Source organism: Mesorhizobium sp. LEGMi-168a (genome assembly GCF_058312955.1).
Map to the genome: position 1 here is coordinate 41062 of NZ_JBZEGV010000016.1, position 17483 is coordinate 58544.

Sequence of the window (17483 nt, forward strand, 5' to 3'; positions counted from 1 at the left end):
ATGAGCGAGGGACACTCCACCTACACGCCGAAGACCGGCATCGGACGCTGGTTCGACGCCCGCATGCCGCTGCCCAGGCTGGTCTATGACAGCTTCGTCGCCTATCCGGTGCCGCGCAACCTCAACTACATGTGGACGTTCGGCGGCATCCTGTCGATCATGCTGGCGGCGCAGATCCTGACCGGCATCGTGCTGGCCATGCACTATACATCCGACACCACTCTCGCCTTCGATTCGGTCGAGAAGATCATGCGCGACGTGAATTCGGGATGGCTCCTGCGCTATCTCCATTCCAACGGCGCCTCGTTCTTCTTCGTCGCCGTCTACATCCACATCTTCCGCGGGCTCTTCTACGGCTCCTACAAGGCGCCGCGCGAGCTGCTCTGGATCCTCGGCTGCATCATCTACCTCCTGATGATGGCCACAGGCTTCATGGGCTACGTGCTGCCCTGGGGACAGATGAGCTTCTGGGGCGCCACCGTCATCACCGGCTTCTTCAGCGCCATTCCGCTGGTCGGCAACTGGATCCAGGAGCTGCTGCTCGGCGGCTTCGCCGTCGACAACCCGACGCTGAACCGCTTCTTCGCGCTGCATTACCTGTTGCCGTTCATGATCGCCGGCGTCGTCGTGCTGCACATCTGGGCGCTGCATGTCGTCGGCCAGTCGAACCCGACCGGCATCGAGGTCAAGTCGAAGACCGACACCGTTGCCTTCACGCCTTACGCCACCATCAAGGACGCGTTCGGCATGATCGTGTTCCTGTTCGTCTTCGCCTATTTCGTCTTCTACCTGCCGAACTATCTCGGCCACCCGGACAACTACACGGTCGCCAACCCGCTGAAGACGCCGGCCCACATCGTTCCGGAATGGTACTTCCTGCCGTTCTACGCGATCCTGCGCGCCATCACCTTCAACATCGGGCCGATCAACTCCAAGCTCGGCGGCGTGCTGTGCATGTTCGGCGCCATCGCCATGCTGTTCCTGGTGCCGTGGCTCGACACCTCGAAGGTGCGCTCGGCGGTCTACCGGCCCTGGTACAAGCTGTTCTTCTGGCTGTTCGTGGCCGATGCCATGCTGCTCGGATGGCTGGGCTCGCAGCCGGCGGAAGGCAGCTACGTGTTCATGGCGCAGATGGCGACGCTGTTCTACTTCGCCTTCTTCCTGGTCGTCATGCCGGTGCTTGGCCTGATCGAGACGCCGCGGCGCCTGCCGAACTCGATCACCGAGGCGGTGCTGGAAAAGAAGAACAAGGGGGCCGGCGGACATCCGGCAGGCGCGGTGCGCGCGCCGGAAACCAAGGGCTGAGAATCTGAGGGGATTTGGCATGAAGAAGATTCTCACCTCGCTGGCGCTGCTCGGCCTGGTGGTCGCGGGCACCGCGGCCATCGCTGCCGAAGAGGAACACAACGCGGCTGCCCCGACGCATTTCCCGATCAACGAGCCGAAGGAAATGAGCTGGAGCTTCGCCGGCCCGTTCGGCACCTACGACAAGGCACAGCTGCAGCGCGGCCTGAAGGTCTACAAGGAAGTCTGCTCGGCCTGCCACTCGATGAACCTGGTGGCGTTCCGCACGCTGGAGGGCCTCGGCTATTCGGAAGCGCAGATCAAGACGCTGGCCGCCGAATACACCATCCATGACGGCCCGAACGATGCCGGCGACATGTTCGACCGCCCGGGCAAGCCTTCGGACCACTTCCCGGCGCCGTTCCCGAACGAGCAGGCCGCAGCGGCCGCCAATGGCGGCGCCGCGCCGCCCGACATGTCGCTGCTCGCCAAGGCGCGCGGCGTCGAGCGCGGCTTCCCGCGCTTCGTCTTCGACATCTTCACCCAGTATGCCCAGGGCGGCCCGGATTACATTCACTCGCTCTTGACCGGCTACGACCAGACGCCGCCGGCCGGCATGGCGATCCCGGAAGGCACGCACTACAATCCGTACTTCCTGTCCGGCGTGTCGCTGAAGATGCCGAAGCCGCTCTCGGACGGCCAGGTGACCTATGACGACGGCTCGCCGCAGACGGTAGACCAGTATTCGCGCGACGTCGCCGCATTCCTGATGTGGGCCGCCGAGCCGCACCTCGAGGACCGCAAGAAGACCGGCTTCCGCGTGCTGGTGTTCCTGTTGCTGTTCGGCGCGCTGGTCTACATGACCAAGCGCAAGGTGTGGGCCGACGTAGCGCACTGAGCCAGGGTCCCCATAAGTTTTGAAGGGCGCCGCAGGGCGCCCTTTTTCATTGCAGCGCAACCGCGAAGGGGCCGACCTGTCACACGGCCGTCACCGCCCGAGGCGATCCTGCATTGCCTCATCAAAGGATCGCACCCATGAAAAGATACGCATCGCTCGCGGCGGGCTTTCTGCTGCTTATCGCCGGTACCGTCGCTCACGCCGAAGAGGCGCAACCTTTCGTCACGAGCAAGGACATCGACCTGACGATGATCCTGCCGCCGCCTCCGGCCAACGATTCGGCCGAAACCAAGGCCGAACTCGGCGAGGTGCTGACGCTGCAGGTGACGCGTACTCCCGAGATGGAAAAGCGCGCCATCGCCGATGCCGAGGAAAATGTCTGGCGTTTCGCCGACGTCATGGGGCCGAAATTCAACAAGGAGACGCTGCCGAAGTTCAGTGCCTTCTTCGATCGCGTTGCGGCCACCGAGGGCGCGGTCGTCGACCCTGCCAAGGATGTCTGGAAGCGTCCGCGCCCGCATCAGCTCAGCGATCTGGTCAAACCCGTCGTGAAGCTGTCGAACTCCGGCTCATGGCCGTCGGGCCACGCGACGGTCGGGACCATGATGGGCATCATCCTGTCCGACATGGTTCCGGAAAAGCGAGCCGAGATCATGGCGCGCGCGGCAGAGTATGCCCACAACCGCGTAGTCGGCGGCATCCACTATCCGTCCGATATCGAGATGGGTAAGATTTCCGGCAGCGTGATTGCCGCGGTCCTGCTCAGCCGCCCCGATTTCAAGGCCGAGTACGAAGTGGCGCGCTCCGAACTGCGTTCCGATCTCGGCATGTGATCCGGCTTCGCCAGAGCTTGAAAGGGCGCCTTGGGCGCCCTTTTTCATGCGTCGAAGGTAAGGCTGGTCGAGAGCTTTTTATGCGAGCGTGCTGCTGTCTATGAAGCGCGAAGCCGCTGGCAGATGACGCCCGGGACAAGCCAAGCGATATCAGTCCTTTGCCGGATGCGCTTGTCTCCGGCCCAGCATCGCGGTAGCCGTTGTTGGTTGCGTCGTGCCGAGATGCGCCGACGCCGTTCATAGCCGACAGCCCGACACGCGGAGAGCCCCGTCTCATGAAATCCTCGCTCGAAGACACGCTGCTTGCCGCGATCCGCACCATCCCCGACTATCCGAAACCCGGCATCCTGTTCCGCGACATCACCACGCTGCTCGGCGATGCGCGCGCTTTCCGCCGGGCCATCGACGAGTTGGTGCATCCTTATGCCGGACTGAAGATCGACAAGATCGCCGGCATCGAGGCGCGCGGCTTCATCCTTGGCGGCGCCGTGGCGCACCAGCTTTCGGCTGGCTTCGTGCCGATCCGCAAGAAGGGCAAGCTGCCTTACGAGACGGTTCGCGTCGCCTACAGCCTCGAATACGGGCTGGACGAGATGGAGATGCACAAGGACGGCGTTTCGCCCGGCGAGAAGGTGATCGTGGTCGACGACCTGATCGCCACCGGCGGCACGGCGGAAGCGGCAGTGAAGCTCCTGCGCCAGATCGGCGCCGACATCGTCGCCGCCTGCTTCGTCGTCGACCTGCCGGATCTCGGCGGACGCCAGAAGCTGGAAGCGCTCGGCGTGCCGGTAAGGACGCTGATCGGATTCGAGGGGCATTAGCACTTCTCCCTCGCCCCGTTTACGGGGAGAGGGAAGCGGAGCGAGCATCGCGAGCGGAGCAGGGTGAGGGGTAAGCGCGACGGTCGAGTTTGAGACGCCATCGCTGGCGCCGCCCCTCATCCGCCCTTCGGGCACCTTCTCCCCGTGAACGGGAGAAGGAAATTATTCCACCTTCACCAGCACCGCGCTGTCGAACTCGATGACCTTGTCGCCGGTCGAGTCAAAGCCTTCCGAGCGCAGCGTGAGCAGGCTCCAGCCAGGGCGCCCGGCAAGGGGACGATGGGCAAGCGCGGTGCGCGTGAAGGTCACGGTCTCGCCGGCATAGACCGGCTTCAGCCATTTGAGATTGCGAAAGCCAGGCGACGGGCCAAATTCGGGCTGCGGGCCGGGACCTGTCCAGCGCACGCCCTCGGTCTCCATGCGCTTTTCGAGGTTGTATTTCATCCAGGTGGCGGCGGTGTGCCAGCCAGAGGCGCAGAGTCCGCCGAGCACGCTCTTCTTCGCCGCCTCCTCGTCGACATGGAAGACCTGCGGATCGTATTTCTTGGCGAAGGCCTTGATCTCTTCGGCGCCGAACTTATGCGAGCCGAGGGTGACGGTTTCACCGATCAGGAAATACTCGTCCAGGGTCACGCGATGGCCTCTCGGGTCAGGAACATGCCCGTGTTCTCGAGCTCGAAGACGCATTCGCCGCGCTGGTTGAACAACTCGCTGCGCATGCTGACGAGTCCGAACTGAGGCCTGGATTTGGACTGGCGCTTGGCAAGCACGGTGACCTTGCCGGTAAGGCGATCACCGGCCAGAACCGGCTTCTTCCATTTGACATGCTCGATGCCCGGCGAGCCTTGCGAGGTCGAATCGAGCAGGAAGGCGTCGCAAAGCATGCGCATGAACATCGCGCAGGTATGCCAGCCCGAAGCCGAAAGGCCGCCCAGGATGCTGGCCTTGCCGGCCTCCTCGTCGAGATGCATCGGCTGAGCATCGAATTCGCTGGCGAACTCGATGATCTCGGCCGCGCTGACATTCTTGCTGCCGAGATCGAGCGAGACGCCCTCGACGAAGTCCTCATAGGCCCAGGTCTTTCCGGTCATGTCGGCAATCCAGTTGACGAATGCGTGATCCCCAAGGTCGGCATCCCGGATGACGGCCGAAGGGGATTTGGTCAAGTCCTTTCTGGTGAGCCAGCCAAAGGGCTGTCGGCGACGCGCCGCGCGGTCAGAGCCAGCCGCGGCGGCGGAAATACCAGAAAGGCAGGATCGCCGAGATCACCATCAGGCCAATGGCGAAGGGATAGCCGAACTCCCATTTGAGCTCGGGGATGATGTCGAAGTTCATGCCGTAGATCGAGGCGACCAGCGTCGGCGGCAGGAAGATGACCGCGGCAACCGAGAAGATCTTGATGATGGCGTTCTGCTCGATCGAGATCATGCCGAGCGTGGCGTCGAGCAGGAAGGAGATCTTCTGCGACAGGAAGGTGGCGTGGTCGGCAAGCGACAGCACGTCGCGCGACAGGGTCTTGATGCGGGCCCGCACATCCTTGCTCATCTTTGTCTGGGCCGCGACATGGGCGAGAAAGCCGGCCAGGCGCTGCAGCGAGATCAGGCTGTCGCGAACGGAAGAGGCGAGATCCTCCTTGCGGCCGATGCCTTTCAAGAGCTCCTGGAAATCGCGGTTGCGCTTCGAAGCCTTGGTCGAGCGCGCCTCGAAGATGTCGCGCGAGATCACTTCCACGTCGCGGCCGGCGCGCTCGAGGATGTCGGCGAGCCGATCGACGATCGCTTCCAAGAGGCCGATCAGGATGGTGTCGCCGCTGGTGCAGCCGGTCGCCACTTTTTCGGCGCGCAGCGGGAAAGTCTTGAAGGCCTTGGGCTCGTGGTAGCGGATGGTGATCAGCCGATTGCCGGCGAGCGCAAAGGTCACCGGCGACATCAACGGATCGTCGACCTCGGTCTGCGCAGGCAGCACGGCGGTCATGAAGTAGCCGCCGTCCTCGACATAGAGGCGGCTCGAGATCTCGATCTCTTCCATCTCCTCTCGGGTTGGGATGGCAATGCCCAGCCAGCCCTCGATGATGGCCTCTTCCTCCTTGGTCGGATTGAACAGGTCGGCCCAGACGACCCGGTCGCCGTCTCGCGCAAGATCGTCGGTGACGCGCAGGCGATCATTGTCCACGACGAAGGCCTTGATCATCGCCGGGTCTCCCTTGCTGGAGTCAAAGGTGTGTTCAGGACAGGCGCGTTATTTCGGATTACACGGAGAGAGCACTTTCGATGAGAGCTCCGACCGCGTCCTGCAGCCGATTAGACCCCTAGTCTGACAAGGTCAAGGCAGGCGAATAGCTGCCTGCGCCGAGTGCGCCAACGCTTTTTCTGGATAATTTTGCGATAGAGGTGAAGGGCGTTTCCCAGCCTTGGCGTTATTTGCTCCCGTGTATGCTAAAGCATCTAGACACCTGTTTATTTTCCGGATTGGATAATGTTCTCGGGTGGGGATGTTCAAATTGGCAAAGCATGTCTTTGGCGGACCTGATACGTCGAGAAAGCTTAGATGCCTGCAAGAGTATTTGAGGGCGTTTTCGATCGCGCTTCAAAATCAGCAGTTCGCTTGCATCTACATCGATGCATTTGCCAGTTCTGGTACTCGCACGGAAGTACGTCCCGGCTTGCCGCTGTTCGGACCGGATTTTGCAGAGCCGGAGGAAATAACGACGCCAGGATCGGCGCGGATCGCGATCGAGATCGATCCACCAATGCACTCAATTGTCCTCATTGAGCAAGACGCGTCTCGGTTTTCAGAACTTCAAACTCTGATTGATGAGTATCCAGATCGCAAAATCATCGCGCGAAACGGTGACGCTAATAAACTCGTGCAGCGTTTGTGTACGAATACCCCTTGGCGAGGTTCTGAAATTGTTGGCCGTGGAATACGTGGTGTTGTTTTTCTTGATCCATACGGCATGGAGGTCTCTTGGCAGACGGTGGAAGCAATTGCCAAGACCGAGGCACTGGATTGCTGGTATTTCTTCCCGCTGTCCGGCCTGTATAGGAACGCTCCGCACGATCCGGCAAAACTCGATCTTGGCAAGCAAGCCAGTCTAGATCGGGTCCTGGGTGCCAGTGATTGGCGCTCTCGTTGGTACAATCACGAAATTGCGCCTGAAGACATTTTCGAAACGCAAGGGCAGGCGGTGCGTCGAGCCGACGTAAACGCAATTGAGGCTTATGTGAAAGAACGCCTCGAAACCGCTTTCAAAGGTGCTGTCCTTGATCCGGTGCGGCTTCATCACAAAAACGGTGCGCCGCTTGCGTCGCTTTTCTTTGCCGTCTCGAACACTAGTCCGGCAGCTGTGAAGCTGGCGACCAGAATGGCATCTCACATTCTCAGTTCTGGTAGATCATCCCACAAGCGCTCGCGATAGGTTCGCCCCGTCGCTTTCTTATTCTTCCCGCCCCATTGTTTGAAAAAGAAGGCGGCGTCGGCATCAGTACATTGATCGAAAATCTCATCGATCCAGATTGGGTCCATTGGGCGGGCGTTGGGGCCGCTCTCTCCACCAACAATCGCCCAATGAATACCTGTTAGGCTTCCACCCGCTACGGAGCCTATCAACGGCTCATAGGAGACAAATCTGATCACCGCCGGAACAGATCGAAGTTCATCTAACCTGTAAAGCACGCGACTATCCTCTACACTTGTTCCGAGCCAGACGTTTGGCAGCACTTTGAAACTGTCTGTCGAGAGGATTTCAGCCATCCTATCTGGCCGCTTGGTAAGTACCTGATAGGTGTGGTGCGGAGTTGTCTCCATGACGCGCCAAACCTCACGGATGAAGTCTACAGGCACATCTGGATGGAAAAGGTCCGACATCGAATTGACGAAAACGCGTCGTGGTTTCTTCCATGAGGCCGGAATGCCGAGAGATGAATGGTCAAGCTTGATCCTGCCTGTCCATTTCGCCCTTCCACCGCTTTTCCGAGTTAGCCCTGCATATTTCTCAGCCCCATCGCTTCGAGGCGGGAGGCCATGCGCATGGCGTAGCAATTTGTGCACCCTGCCGTAAGGATTGTGCATCCTGCGACCGGATTCCACGTTGCGTCAGTCCATTCGATGGATGTTTCGGCCATTTTCGCGCTTCTCTTCGACGGTTCCGAGATCGCATTAAGATCGCAAACACCCTAACAAGTTTACCTTAGGAATTTTTTCATATCAAGACCAGTCGGCGCTCCTCTCCCTATGCGGTCGCCAAGATCAGGTGTTGAACTTGAACAGCATGATGTCGCCGTCCTGGACGACATACTCCTTGCCTTCGTCGCGCGCCTTGCCCGCTTCCTTGGCGGCCATTTCGCCGCCCAGCGTGATGAAGTCGTTGTACGAAATCGTCTGGGCGCGGATGAAGCCGCGTTCGAAGTCGGTGTGGATGACGCCGGCCGCTTGCGGCGCCTTATCGCCTTTGTGGATCGTCCAGGCGCGCGTCTCCTTCGGCCCGACGGTGAAATAGGTGATCAGGTGCAAGAGCGCGTAGCCGGCTCGGATCACCTTGTTGAGGCCCGGTTCATCGAGACCGATCGAGGCGAGGAACTCCATTTCCTCCTCGTCGGAAAGCTGGGCGACTTCCGCCTCTATCGCCGCCGAGATCACCACCGTGCCGGCGCCCTGCGCGGACGCCATCTTCTCCACCGCCTTGGTATGCTCGTTGCCGGTGGCGGCGTCCGCCTCGGCGACGTTGCAGACATAGAGAACGGGATGCGAGGTGAGCAGGTTCAGCCCCTGCAGGATGCGCAGATCCTCCGCGGCGATGCCGTTGAGCAGGAAGCGCGTCGGCTTGCCGGCCTGCAGCAGTTCGAGCGCTGCCTCCATCATCGGCAGCACAGCCATTGCTTCCTTGTCCTTGCCGGCGGCGCGCTTGCGGAACTGGACGATGCGGCGCTCCAGGCTTTCGAGGTCCGCAAGCATCAGCTCGGTCTCGACGGTCTCGGCGTCGGCGACCGGATCGATGCGACCCTCGACATGGGTGATGTCGTCATCCTCGAAGCAGCGCAGCACATGGACGATGGCGTCGACCTCGCGGATGTTGGCGAGGAACTGGTTGCCAAGCCCTTCGCCCTTGGAGGCGCCGCGCACGAGGCCGGCGATGTCGACGAAGGAGATGCGGGTCGGGATGATCTCCTTCGACTTGCCGATGGCAGCGATCTTCTGCAGGCGCGGGTCCGGCACCGCCACCTCGCCGGTGTTCGGCTCGATGGTGCAGAAAGGATAGTTGGCGGCCTGCGCGGCGGCCGTCCTGGTCAACGCATTGAACAGCGTCGACTTGCCGACGTTGGGCAAGCCAACGATGCCACATTTGAAACCCATGTTCGTCCGGTCCTATCGGGAATTCGAGATTTGGTGAGGGCTATGGGCGATAGGGGTGACGAACGTCAAGCCCCAGGCGCGATCGTTTCGACGCTCAGTCCTTGCCGCCGAACAGCTTCTTCAGCATCGCGGCCATCGGCCCGCTCTCGGGAGCCTTTACAGCCGGCTGCTGCGGGCGCGCCTGGCGGATGTGGCTTTTTGCCTTGGGCGCCTTGGGTGGCGGCCGGTCGTCATCGCCGGTCGGCACGAGCTTGTCGCGGAGCGCCAGCGTGATGCGGTTCATGAAGGAACTGTCGTCGCCCTTGGCCAGCAAGCCTGCATCATCGGCGATCGCGTCGAGCAAGACCTCAAGCCATTCGCGGTCGGCCTTGGCGAAGTCGCCGAGCACATGGCCGTGCACCATCTCCTTGACGCCCGGATGGCCGACGCCGATGCGCACGCGACGATAGGCATTGCCGACATGCTGGTCGAGCGAACGGATGCCATTGTGGCCGCCTGAACCGCCGCCAAGCTTGACCCGGACCTTGCCGGCGGCAAGGTCGATCTCGTCGTAGAAGACGGTGAGAGCGGCGGCGTCGAGCTTGTAGAAGCGCAGCGCTTCGCCGACCGACTGTCCAGACAGGTTCATGAAGGTCTGCGGCTTGATCAGCAGGACCTTCTCGCCGCCGAGCGTGCCTTCGGAAATCAGCCCCTGGAACTTCTTCGACCAGGGCGAAAAGGAATGGCGGCGGGCAATCGCGTCCGCCGCCATGAAGCCGACATTGTGCCGGTTGTTCTGATATTTCGCGCCCGGATTGCCGAGGCCTGCAAAGACAAGCATCGTCGCCTCCGGGCGCGGAAGAGATTACTTCTCTTCCTCGGCAGGGGCCGCCGCTTCCGGCGCCTCCGCCTCGGTGGTTTCTTCCGTCTCCGGCTTCATCGCCGCGGAACCGGCAATGGTCGCGATGGTGAAGTCGCGATCGGAGATCACCGGCTTGACGCCGGCCGGCAGGACAACCGCCGAAATGTGGATCGAGTCGCCGATTTCGGTGCCGGTGAGATCGACGGTGATGAATTCCGGGATCGCGTTGGCCGGGCAGTGGAACTCGACTTCGTGGCGAACGATGTTGAGCACGCCGCCGCGCTTGATGCCGGGCGACTTCTCCTCGTTGATGAAGTGGACGGGCACGTCAACATTGACCTCGGTGTCCTTGCCGATGCGCAGGAAGTCGACATGCACCGGGAAGTCCTTGACCGGATCGAGCTGAAAATCCTTCGGCAGGACCTGGATCTTCTTGCCGTCGACATCGATCGTGGCGATCGTGGTCAGGAACCCGCCGCCGTGGATCTTGTAGAAGAGGTCCTTGTAGTTGAGCGCAATCGCCAGGGGGGGCTGCTTGTCGCCGTAAATAACTGCAGGCACTTTACCGTTGCGGCGAACTGCACGGGCGGACCCCTTACCGACCTGTTCGCGCGCTTCGGCCTTGAGCTCGTAAGCGTCGTGGCTCATGGCATTTCCTTTCGCGTGTTGTGGAGCGTTCGCGGCGGGCAAGCCCATCCGTAAACGTCGAAAGCCGTCGCAGCTTGCATGGTCGATCCAATGCTTTTGGCTGTCCAAACGCTTTGGGGATCATACAGGCCTGGCCGGCCTTCCTCCGCGTTGCCTCCAAGGGTGTCTACGCGGGTGGCGGCTCTATAGCGGAAGCCGGGCAAGGGCGCAAGCCGTTGAGGCGGCTGGGCAGTGGTATGACAGCCTTAAGCTGCTTTGTCACATAGGAATCAGAGCTCGTCGAGCGACGTCGCGTGCCAGCCTTGGTCCCGTTTGGTCCAGTAGATTTGCTCCAGCCGCATGGTAAGGGCTCCCGGCTTCCCACCGCCTATCAGTTTGCCGTTGACGCTGGTGATCGGGATGATCCCACCGGCGGTGCTCGTGGCGAACACCTCGTTCGCGCCAGTCAGGTCGCTTTCGGAGATCGATTTCACCTCGACGGGTTGTCCGATCTCGCGGCAGATTTCGATGATGCATCGGCGGGTTATGCCGTCGAGGACATTGTATCCCGGGGTTGCAAGCACGTCCCCCGTCAGAGCGAAGACATTGAAACCTGGACCTTCGCTGATGGTGCCCAGATGGTTCCTCAACAGCGAAGTTTCACATCCAGCATCGTAAGCGTCGAAGAGGCTGAGCACGAAATCGATCCAGTTGTAGTTCTTGATATGCGAGGGAACCGAATCCGGAGGTAAGCGCCAGCGGCTGGAGATCCTGACGGAGAGCCCGCGCTTGCGCTGCTCTTCGTTGGCCACCACGACGAAGGGCACGCAAAAGGCCATGAACCTGTTCTTGCACAGGCGCGGATCCCGCGATCCGGAGGGGCCCGTTCCGCGTGTCATGATCATCTGGACGGTCGCATCGGTCAGCCCCGTCATCTCCACGCAGGACTTCAAGATCTTTCCGATTTCCTTGCGCGCAAAGGGCATTCTGTAGCGGAGCCGGGCGCAGGATTCCTCGAAACGGTCCAAATGGTCCTGCAGTCTGAAGAAGGCGCCCTTGCGAACGGAAACCGTGTCCTGGCAGGCGTCGCCGCGGGTGAAGCCCCAATCCATCAAGGGGATCGAGGCTTCCGCGATCGGAACGTAGCGATCATCGAGGAAGGCGATGCCCTCGGGATGCAAGTTGAGTGACCTGTTCATTTCATATCTCTTTCATGACGGTCGCATGGGGTGCGGGGACGCCGACGGCGACGCTTCGAAGCGTCTCAGCCTGTGGGGGCACGTTTCATACGGTCTTCGATCCTGAGGACGACCATCGAAGCCGGATAGCTGACGAGGAAGTAGATGACGAAGGCCGCTGTGTAGACCTCTAGATATTTGTATGTGGTCGACGCTATCTGGTCGGCGGTAAACATCAGCTCGTTCACCGAGATCACCGCCACCAGCGCGGTGTCCTTGAACATGGCGATGAGGTAGTTTCCAATCGGCGGAATGGCGATCCGCATCGCCTGCGGCAGCACGACCAGCAGGAAGATGGGCGCCGGGCGCATGCCGAGCGAGCGCGCCGCCTCGACCTGTCCCTTGCCGATCGCAGATATGGCGCTGCGATAGACTTCGGAGAGATAGGCCGCGTAGTTGAGCGACAGGCCCAGGATCCCGGCGATCAGAGCCGGTATGTAGATGCCGACATAAGGAAGCACATAGTAGATGTAGAATAGCTGGAGCAGCAGCGGCGTTCCCCTGATGAAGTCGACATAGACTGCCATCGCCCATCGGATGGCTCCGATGGGCGACATGCGTGCCAGCGCGATGAGAAGGCCCAGCACAAGGGCAATCGCCATCGACGCGACCGTGATCCCGACCGTCAATATGGCACCCCTGGTCAGCGCCGGCAGGAACCCAAGCACATCGTTCATGGCGATCTCCCGTCAATATCAGCCGCAACAGTTCGGGAACGGAAAATACCGCTCGACTGGCAGAAGTCCCCATTTTTCGAGAATTTTGCGCAGTCCCCCTGAAAGCTGGAGCTGCCGGTTCTGCTCGTCGAAAGCCTGCCTGAGCGCGACGTCTCCCTTGCGGAAGCCTGCCCCGACGGCATAATCGCCGATGGGCATCTTGTAGTTGAGAATCTCGATGGGCAGCGTCGGATCGTTCTTCAAAGCGTCGGAGGCGACCATGTCGTCAAATGCGCCGGCGTCCAACCGCCCAGCCCGCAGCTCGGCAAGGATCTGCGGAATGTTCTTGTAGGCCTTGACCGTTATCGAGGAGTCGGCGGCCGCCATCTTGTTCAGCCAGTCGAGCTGGATGGTTCCGAGATAAGAACCGACCGTATGATGCGGAAAGTCGCCCTCGCTGTTGATCTTGGCGGGATTGCCCTTGGGCACCACGAGCGCCTGCCCCGCGCGATACATCGGCGCCGAAAAGGCAATCTGCTCGGAGCGTTTGACGGTGATGGCGATGTTGTCCGAGATCAGGTCGCAGCGACTGGTGTTCAGCGCTGAAATGATGCCGGAGATCGGAACTTCGTAAAGCTCGATTTCGGTCACGCCCAGCGGCTCGAAGATGGCCCGGACCATATCGATGTCGGTCCCTTCCACCTTGCCGCTGGACGGATTCTTGTAGGCGTATGGAACGTCGTTGGATGAGCAGACAACGACCTTCTTGGCCGCCTGGATGCGGCTGAGCGAGTCGTCTGCGGCACTTGCGGCCGATGAGGCCATAGCCGCGCAAAGCGACGCGGTGATCAGAAGACACCATTTGAGTGTCATGACAATTTCCCCTTGTTTTGATTGATTGTTTATTGTTAGCAATTTATGCGACTACGAAACGTGTCCTCCTTTCGATGGTTGTCTAAGCGGCTGTGGGTTCGATGGGCCGGCCGTCGACGCGACCCGTGGATCTGTCTTCCGCCTCGCGGAGCCATTCGACCAGGCGCTCGCCGTCGGCGGTGTTGTGTTCTGCGGCCAGCCGCTCGGCGTCGATGGAGCGGCCCTCCCGCATCGCCGCGATAAGCGGCTCGTGCGTGACGATATAATCCTGCATCGAAAGGAACTTGCTGACCAGTGACTGATAGAGTCGAACCTGGCTGGCGATCAGCGCATAGTGGGCCTGCAGGGCAGAGTGTTCCGTCAGTTCGGCGATCACCTGATGAAGCTGGAAGTCCGCCTCCAAGGCGCGCGCCCTTACGCCGGACGCGACGGCCTTGACGACCTTGTCGTAGGCCTGGTCGAGCCGATCCCGCTTGGCGTCGGTAATCGTTTCGGCGAGCAGCCGCGCGGCGAAGGCCTCGAGCGTGTTGCGCAGCGTAAACAACTCCCAGGCATTGCGCGACGTCAGCGACCTGACACTATAGCCGCGATAAGGCTCCTGGATGATGAGCCCCTCATGCACCAGAACCCGCAGCGATGCTCGGATCGTTCCGCGGCTGAGCCCAAACGATTCGGCAATCACTTCCTCAGTCAGTTTCTCGCCTGGCGCGAACACGCCCGTCAGGATCGCATCGCGTAGTTTGTCCGCAGCCTGCGTATCGAGGCTGCGGCGGGTCACCTCCATTTGAGGAGCGGGTTTGCGGTTCAGTTTCGGGCGGGCCATGAAGCGAGCCTTGGAGGGAATCTGTTGACCATTATGCGCAATGTCAGGGTGCGTAGCATGCGACTTCGATAAGGTTTCTGTCGGGATCGCGGAAGTAGACGGAGCGCATCGCGCCGCATGCGCCAGTCTGGCCGACAGGGCCCAGCTCGACCGGAACGTTGAGCGCCTCGAGTTCCTGGACGATGTCGTCGATGCCACCCCCTGCGATGAAGCATAGATCGCCCGTTCCCGGCGCAGGGATGTCCGCATGAGGCGTGTATTCGGCGCGATATGGGTGAAGGTTGATCTTCTGGTTGCCGAAATGGAGAGCGTTGTAGCTGCCGTCGAACACCACATGGCGCATGCCGAGAACGCGCTGGTAGAAATCTATGGTCTGCGCCATGTTCCTTACGGTCAGTACCACGTGATCCAAGCCGTCGATCTTCATCGTCGTCCCTTCCTCAGGCCGCACATCCATGAGCAGGCCCTCGCGTTAGCCGCGTTATGATCTCCCGCTTCAGCACTTTGCCATAGGCCGATTTCGGCAATTCCGGCCAGAACACCACTTCCCTGGGTATCTTGTACCTGGCGATGCGGCCATGGAGGCCGTCGATGACGTCGTCCGAGGTGATCTCGCAGCCTGCGTTCGGCACCACTACCGCGACGCCGCATTCTCCCCATCTTGGATGCGGCATGCCGACCACCGCCACTTCGCTAATGCGCTCGTCGCCAAGGATCGCTTCCTCGATTTCACGGGGATAGACGTTCAAGCCGCCGGAAATATACATGTCGGACGCACGACCGGTTATGTACAGAAAGCCGCGCTCATCGAGGAAGCCGAGATCCCCGGTGTGGAACCAGCCATGCCGGAAGACCTTTGCCGTGGCTTCAGCGTCATTGTGGTAGCCGAGAAAGGCCGCCTGGCCACGCGCGCAAATCTCCCCCGTTTCTCCGCAGGCAAGGCGCCGGCCGTTCGTGTCGAGGATCGCCACCTCTACGCCGGTGCGTGGGACGCCGCAGGTGCCCACGGCCTGGTCCGGCAAGCCGGCCCCGGCCGAATTGTGCTGGCCGGGTGACAGTACGGTGATGTTCGCGGTGAATTCGCCAAGCCCGTAGTGCTGGACCAGGACGTTGCCGAGCTTGCCAAGGGCGAGAGCCTGGTCGGCGCGAAACATCGGCGCGCCGCCATAATTCACATAACGCAGCGAACTGTGGTCGTGGTGATCGACCGAGGGATGCTCGACTAGGGTCTTGAGCAGCGTTGGAACGGCGAAGAAATTCGTCACGCTGTGCCGCGCGACCGTTTGCCAGACCGTTTCCGGATCAAGCGAAGTGCCGCCGAGGATGATCTGTGGCGCTCCTCGCGCCACATACGCAAGCGCATGGACGCCGGCGCCGTGCGACAACGGCGTCATGACCAGCGAAGTGTCGTTCTCGCTGGTTCCTGGGAACATGTCGGCCAGATGGCTCGCAACGACAAAGGCAAGCTGGCCATGCGTCAGCACCGCCGCCTTCGGACGCCCCGTGGTGCCCGATGTGTAGAAGAACCAGGCTGGCTGATCGCGTTCCACATCCGCCTCGACAAAGCTTTCTTCGCCGTCTTCGAGGAGTCGTTCGTAGACAAGGCTGCCCTCAGGTGCGCTGTCCAGGCAGATGGATAGTGGCGCCGGTTCCAGTTCTGCCCGCATTGCCTTGCAATGCGCTGCGAATTCGATGTCAAAGACAATCGCCCGCGCGCAGGCGTGCCCGGCCATGAAGGCGACGTCGACCGGTGTCAGGCGGAAATTAACCGGAACCCACACCGCCCCAAGCTTAAAACATGCCCATTTGACTTCGAAGGCGCGATGACTGTTGCGCGCATGGACAAGAATACGGTCGCCCGGCCGAATGCCTGACTTGACCAGCGCATTGGCGAGTTGATTGACCCGCCGGTCGACCTCCGACCAGGTATATATCCGCTCCGCCGCGACGATGCCGGGGTGCTCGCCGAAGCGCCGCGCATTCTGCGTCAGGAGATGGCCTATGTTGAAGGTCGACATAGCGCTTCACCTGAGCGGTTCGAGAATAGTGGCGTAGTTGGCAACGGAGACACCGCCCATGTTGAAGACGCCGCCCAGCGCCGCATACTTGACTTGCATGTCGCCGGCGCTGCCGGTCAGTTGCATGGCGGCGTTGACCAGCATGGAGACCCCGGTGGCACCGACCGGATGGCCCCTGGCCTTCAGTCCGCCGGATGGGTTGACGGGAAGTCCACCGTCCATTTCCGTCATCCCGTCCTTGATCGCGCGGGCGCCTTGGCCACGTGGCGCAATTCCCAACGCCTCGTACTGGATCAGTTCCGAGATTGTGAAGCAGTCGTGCAACTCGATGAAATCGAGGTCGCGGTTGGTCAGGCCGGCATCGCCCATCGCCCCCGACCAGGCACGCGCGGCACCTTCGAAGGCCGTGAGGTCCGCCCTGCGAGACAGTTGCAGATAGTCGCTCGTCTGGCGCATGGCGCGCATTGCGACGGCCTTCCTCATGCGCAACCCGGTTGCGGCATCCGTCATCACCAATGCCGCGGCACCATCCGAAATCAGCGCGCAGTCGGTGCGCTTGAGCGGGCCGGCCACGGCGGGGTTTCGCTCAGATTCCGTGCGGCAGAAGTCGAAGCCGAGATCCTGGCGCATGTGCGCCAGCGGATTGGCGACGGCGTTGCGGTGGTTCTTGGCCGCGATCCTGGCCAGCGCATCGGACTGGTCGCCGAACCGCTGGAAGTAGGAAGAAGCAATCTGGCCGAAGACGCCGGCGAAGCCGCTCTCGATCGATCTGGTTTCCTCGACATAGCTCGCCTTCAGCAGCGCCCGACCGACCGCGGCGCTATCCAGCGCCGTCATCTTCTCAACGCCGATCACCAGAGCGAAACGCGCCTGCCCAGACGCCACAGCACGCGCCGCCTGATAAGCCGCGGCCGAGCCGGTAGCGCAGGCATTTTCGAGCCTGGTCGCCGGTTTAAAGCGGAGGTCCGGAGTGCTGTTCAGCAGTAGCGAAGATGGAAAATCTTGGTCGACCAGGCCTGGATTGAAGGTGCCGATGAATATCTCGTCAATCGCATCGGGCGACAGGCCGGCGTCGACAATGGCATCGGCTGCCGCGCCGGCGATCAATTCTTCAAGGCCGGCGTCCAGCCTGCCAAATTTCGAATGCGACCAACCAACGATGCAAGCCAACATTTCAAACGCTCTCGACTTGGAACTTCAGGGGGTATCGCGCGATAAT

The 17483-nt window shown here is 61.2% G+C and carries 18 protein-coding genes and 1 pseudogene; 5 read left to right on the top strand and 14 right to left on the bottom strand.

Translation table 11 applies throughout. The features are described from left to right. The 4 genes from AC4FWB_RS20495 (at position 1) to AC4FWB_RS20510 (ending at position 3836) form a co-directional block, all read left to right on the top strand. Positions 1 to 1305, top strand: a complete 1305-nt coding sequence (locus AC4FWB_RS20495) for a cytochrome b (RefSeq protein ID WP_491028077.1) — start codon at positions 1 to 3, stop codon at positions 1303 to 1305. A gap of 19 nt (positions 1306 to 1324) precedes the next feature. Further along, positions 1325 to 2182 carry a cytochrome c1 gene (locus AC4FWB_RS20500; RefSeq protein ID WP_491028078.1) on the top strand — a complete coding sequence of 286 codons (858 nt, stop codon included), beginning with the start codon at positions 1325 to 1327 and terminating at the stop codon, positions 2180 to 2182. A 137-nt stretch (positions 2183 to 2319) separates the two neighbouring features. Continuing rightward, a complete protein-coding gene (locus tag AC4FWB_RS20505) occupies positions 2320 to 3015 on the top strand; it encodes an acid phosphatase (protein WP_491028079.1) in 696 nt (231 codons plus the stop codon). Positions 3016 to 3290: 275 nt separating this feature from the next. Then, complete coding sequence (locus AC4FWB_RS20510) at positions 3291 to 3836, top strand: adenine phosphoribosyltransferase (protein ID WP_491028080.1); 546 nt, start codon at positions 3291 to 3293, stop codon at positions 3834 to 3836. Positions 3837 to 3998: 162 nt separating this feature from the next. Here the strand turns inward: AC4FWB_RS20510 and AC4FWB_RS20515 are convergent, their stop codons facing one another. The 3 genes from AC4FWB_RS20515 to corA all read right to left on the bottom strand — a co-directional run bounded on the left by AC4FWB_RS20515 (position 3999) and on the right by corA (position 6026). Then, on the bottom strand, positions 3999 to 4469 hold the full coding sequence (locus AC4FWB_RS20515; protein ID WP_126098759.1) for a MaoC family dehydratase: 471 nt from the start codon (positions 4467 to 4469) through the stop codon (positions 3999 to 4001). After that, positions 4466 to 4927 carry a MaoC family dehydratase gene (locus tag AC4FWB_RS20520; protein WP_491028187.1) on the bottom strand — a complete coding sequence of 154 codons (462 nt, stop codon included), beginning with the start codon at positions 4925 to 4927 and terminating at the stop codon, positions 4466 to 4468. The genes AC4FWB_RS20515 and AC4FWB_RS20520 overlap by 4 nt, the downstream gene beginning before the upstream one ends. A gap of 124 nt (positions 4928 to 5051) precedes the next feature. Next, a complete protein-coding gene (gene corA, locus AC4FWB_RS20525) occupies positions 5052 to 6026 on the bottom strand; it encodes a magnesium/cobalt transporter CorA (protein WP_491028081.1) in 975 nt (324 codons plus the stop codon). A gap of 301 nt (positions 6027 to 6327) precedes the next feature. Here corA and AC4FWB_RS20530 point away from each other — a divergent pair, with 301 nt between their 5' ends. Then, positions 6328 to 7254 (top strand): three-Cys-motif partner protein TcmP, encoded by a 927-nt coding sequence (locus tag AC4FWB_RS20530; RefSeq protein WP_491028082.1) that lies wholly within the window; start codon positions 6328 to 6330, stop codon positions 7252 to 7254. Here AC4FWB_RS20530 and AC4FWB_RS20535 read toward each other — a convergent pair. The 11 genes and pseudogenes from AC4FWB_RS20535 to AC4FWB_RS20585 form a co-directional block, all read right to left on the bottom strand. Next, positions 7209 to 7960, bottom strand: a pseudogene (locus tag AC4FWB_RS20535) (DUF5131 family protein). The gene AC4FWB_RS20530 and the pseudogene AC4FWB_RS20535 sit on opposite strands and share 46 nt — an antisense overlap. Before the next feature lie 124 nt (positions 7961 to 8084). Beyond that, positions 8085 to 9188: a redox-regulated ATPase YchF gene (gene ychF, locus AC4FWB_RS20540; RefSeq protein ID WP_491028083.1), complete on the bottom strand. Its 1104-nt coding sequence runs from the start codon at positions 9186 to 9188 to the stop codon at positions 8085 to 8087. Positions 9189 to 9282: 94 nt separating this feature from the next. Continuing rightward, positions 9283 to 10008 carry an aminoacyl-tRNA hydrolase gene (pth, locus tag AC4FWB_RS20545; protein ID WP_491028084.1) on the bottom strand — a complete coding sequence of 242 codons (726 nt, stop codon included), beginning with the start codon at positions 10006 to 10008 and terminating at the stop codon, positions 9283 to 9285. Positions 10009 to 10032: 24 nt separating this feature from the next. Further along, complete coding sequence (locus tag AC4FWB_RS20550) at positions 10033 to 10677, bottom strand: 50S ribosomal protein L25/general stress protein Ctc (protein ID WP_491028085.1); 645 nt, start codon at positions 10675 to 10677, stop codon at positions 10033 to 10035. 269 nt (positions 10678 to 10946) lie between these two features. Continuing rightward, a complete protein-coding gene (locus AC4FWB_RS20555; protein ID WP_491028086.1) occupies positions 10947 to 11768 on the bottom strand; it encodes an aminotransferase class IV in 822 nt (273 codons plus the stop codon). 152 nt (positions 11769 to 11920) lie between these two features. After that, positions 11921 to 12571, bottom strand: coding sequence for an ectoine/hydroxyectoine ABC transporter permease subunit EhuD (gene ehuD / locus AC4FWB_RS20560; protein ID WP_491028087.1), 651 nt, complete (start codon positions 12569 to 12571; stop codon positions 11921 to 11923). Positions 12572 to 12589: 18 nt separating this feature from the next. Continuing rightward, positions 12590 to 13423: a substrate-binding periplasmic protein gene (locus tag AC4FWB_RS20565; protein WP_491028088.1), complete on the bottom strand. Its 834-nt coding sequence runs from the start codon at positions 13421 to 13423 to the stop codon at positions 12590 to 12592. An 82-nt stretch (positions 13424 to 13505) separates the two neighbouring features. Next, entirely contained in the window at positions 13506 to 14246 is a 741-nt protein-coding gene (locus AC4FWB_RS20570; RefSeq protein WP_491028089.1) for a GntR family transcriptional regulator, read from the bottom strand. Between the two features lie 43 nt (positions 14247 to 14289). Then, entirely contained in the window at positions 14290 to 14673 is a 384-nt protein-coding gene (locus AC4FWB_RS20575; protein ID WP_491028090.1) for a VOC family protein, read from the bottom strand. A gap of 13 nt (positions 14674 to 14686) precedes the next feature. Next, a complete protein-coding gene (locus tag AC4FWB_RS20580; RefSeq protein ID WP_491028091.1) occupies positions 14687 to 16264 on the bottom strand; it encodes an AMP-binding protein in 1578 nt (525 codons plus the stop codon). A gap of 6 nt (positions 16265 to 16270) precedes the next feature. Beyond that, on the bottom strand, positions 16271 to 17437 hold the full coding sequence (locus AC4FWB_RS20585) for an acetyl-CoA acetyltransferase (RefSeq protein ID WP_491028092.1): 1167 nt from the start codon (positions 17435 to 17437) through the stop codon (positions 16271 to 16273). Between the last annotated feature and the right edge of the window lie 46 nt (positions 17438 to 17483).

Bases quoted from the DNA above. Each gene is read 5' to 3' on its own strand.
- AC4FWB_RS20495 (WP_491028077.1), top strand. From the start codon at position 1: ATGAGCGAGGGACACTCCACCTACACGCCGAAGACCGGCATCGGACGC.
- AC4FWB_RS20500 (WP_491028078.1), top strand. From the start codon at position 1,325: ATGAAGAAGATTCTCACCTCGCTGGCGCTGCTCGGCCTGGTGGTCGCG.
- AC4FWB_RS20505 (WP_491028079.1), top strand. From the start codon at position 2,320: ATGAAAAGATACGCATCGCTCGCGGCGGGCTTTCTGCTGCTTATCGCC.
- AC4FWB_RS20510 (WP_491028080.1), top strand. From the start codon at position 3,291: ATGAAATCCTCGCTCGAAGACACGCTGCTTGCCGCGATCCGCACCATC.
- AC4FWB_RS20520 (WP_491028187.1), bottom strand. From the start codon at position 4,927: ATGACCGGAAAGACCTGGGCCTATGAGGACTTCGTCGAGGGCGTCTCG.
- corA (WP_491028081.1), bottom strand. From the start codon at position 6,026: ATGATCAAGGCCTTCGTCGTGGACAATGATCGCCTGCGCGTCACCGAC.
- AC4FWB_RS20530 (WP_491028082.1), top strand. From the start codon at position 6,328: ATGTTCAAATTGGCAAAGCATGTCTTTGGCGGACCTGATACGTCGAGA.
- ychF (WP_491028083.1), bottom strand. From the start codon at position 9,188: ATGGGTTTCAAATGTGGCATCGTTGGCTTGCCCAACGTCGGCAAGTCG.
- pth (WP_491028084.1), bottom strand. From the start codon at position 10,008: ATGCTTGTCTTTGCAGGCCTCGGCAATCCGGGCGCGAAATATCAGAAC.
- AC4FWB_RS20550 (WP_491028085.1), bottom strand. From the start codon at position 10,677: ATGAGCCACGACGCTTACGAGCTCAAGGCCGAAGCGCGCGAACAGGTC.
- AC4FWB_RS20555 (WP_491028086.1), bottom strand. From the start codon at position 11,768: ATGGATTGGGGCTTCACCCGCGGCGACGCCTGCCAGGACACGGTTTCC.
- ehuD (WP_491028087.1), bottom strand. From the start codon at position 12,571: ATGAACGATGTGCTTGGGTTCCTGCCGGCGCTGACCAGGGGTGCCATA.
- AC4FWB_RS20565 (WP_491028088.1), bottom strand. From the start codon at position 13,423: ATGACACTCAAATGGTGTCTTCTGATCACCGCGTCGCTTTGCGCGGCT.
- AC4FWB_RS20570 (WP_491028089.1), bottom strand. From the start codon at position 14,246: ATGGCCCGCCCGAAACTGAACCGCAAACCCGCTCCTCAAATGGAGGTG.
- AC4FWB_RS20575 (WP_491028090.1), bottom strand. From the start codon at position 14,673: ATGAAGATCGACGGCTTGGATCACGTGGTACTGACCGTAAGGAACATG.
- AC4FWB_RS20580 (WP_491028091.1), bottom strand. From the start codon at position 16,264: ATGTCGACCTTCAACATAGGCCATCTCCTGACGCAGAATGCGCGGCGC.
- AC4FWB_RS20585 (WP_491028092.1), bottom strand. From the start codon at position 17,437: ATGTTGGCTTGCATCGTTGGTTGGTCGCATTCGAAATTTGGCAGGCTG.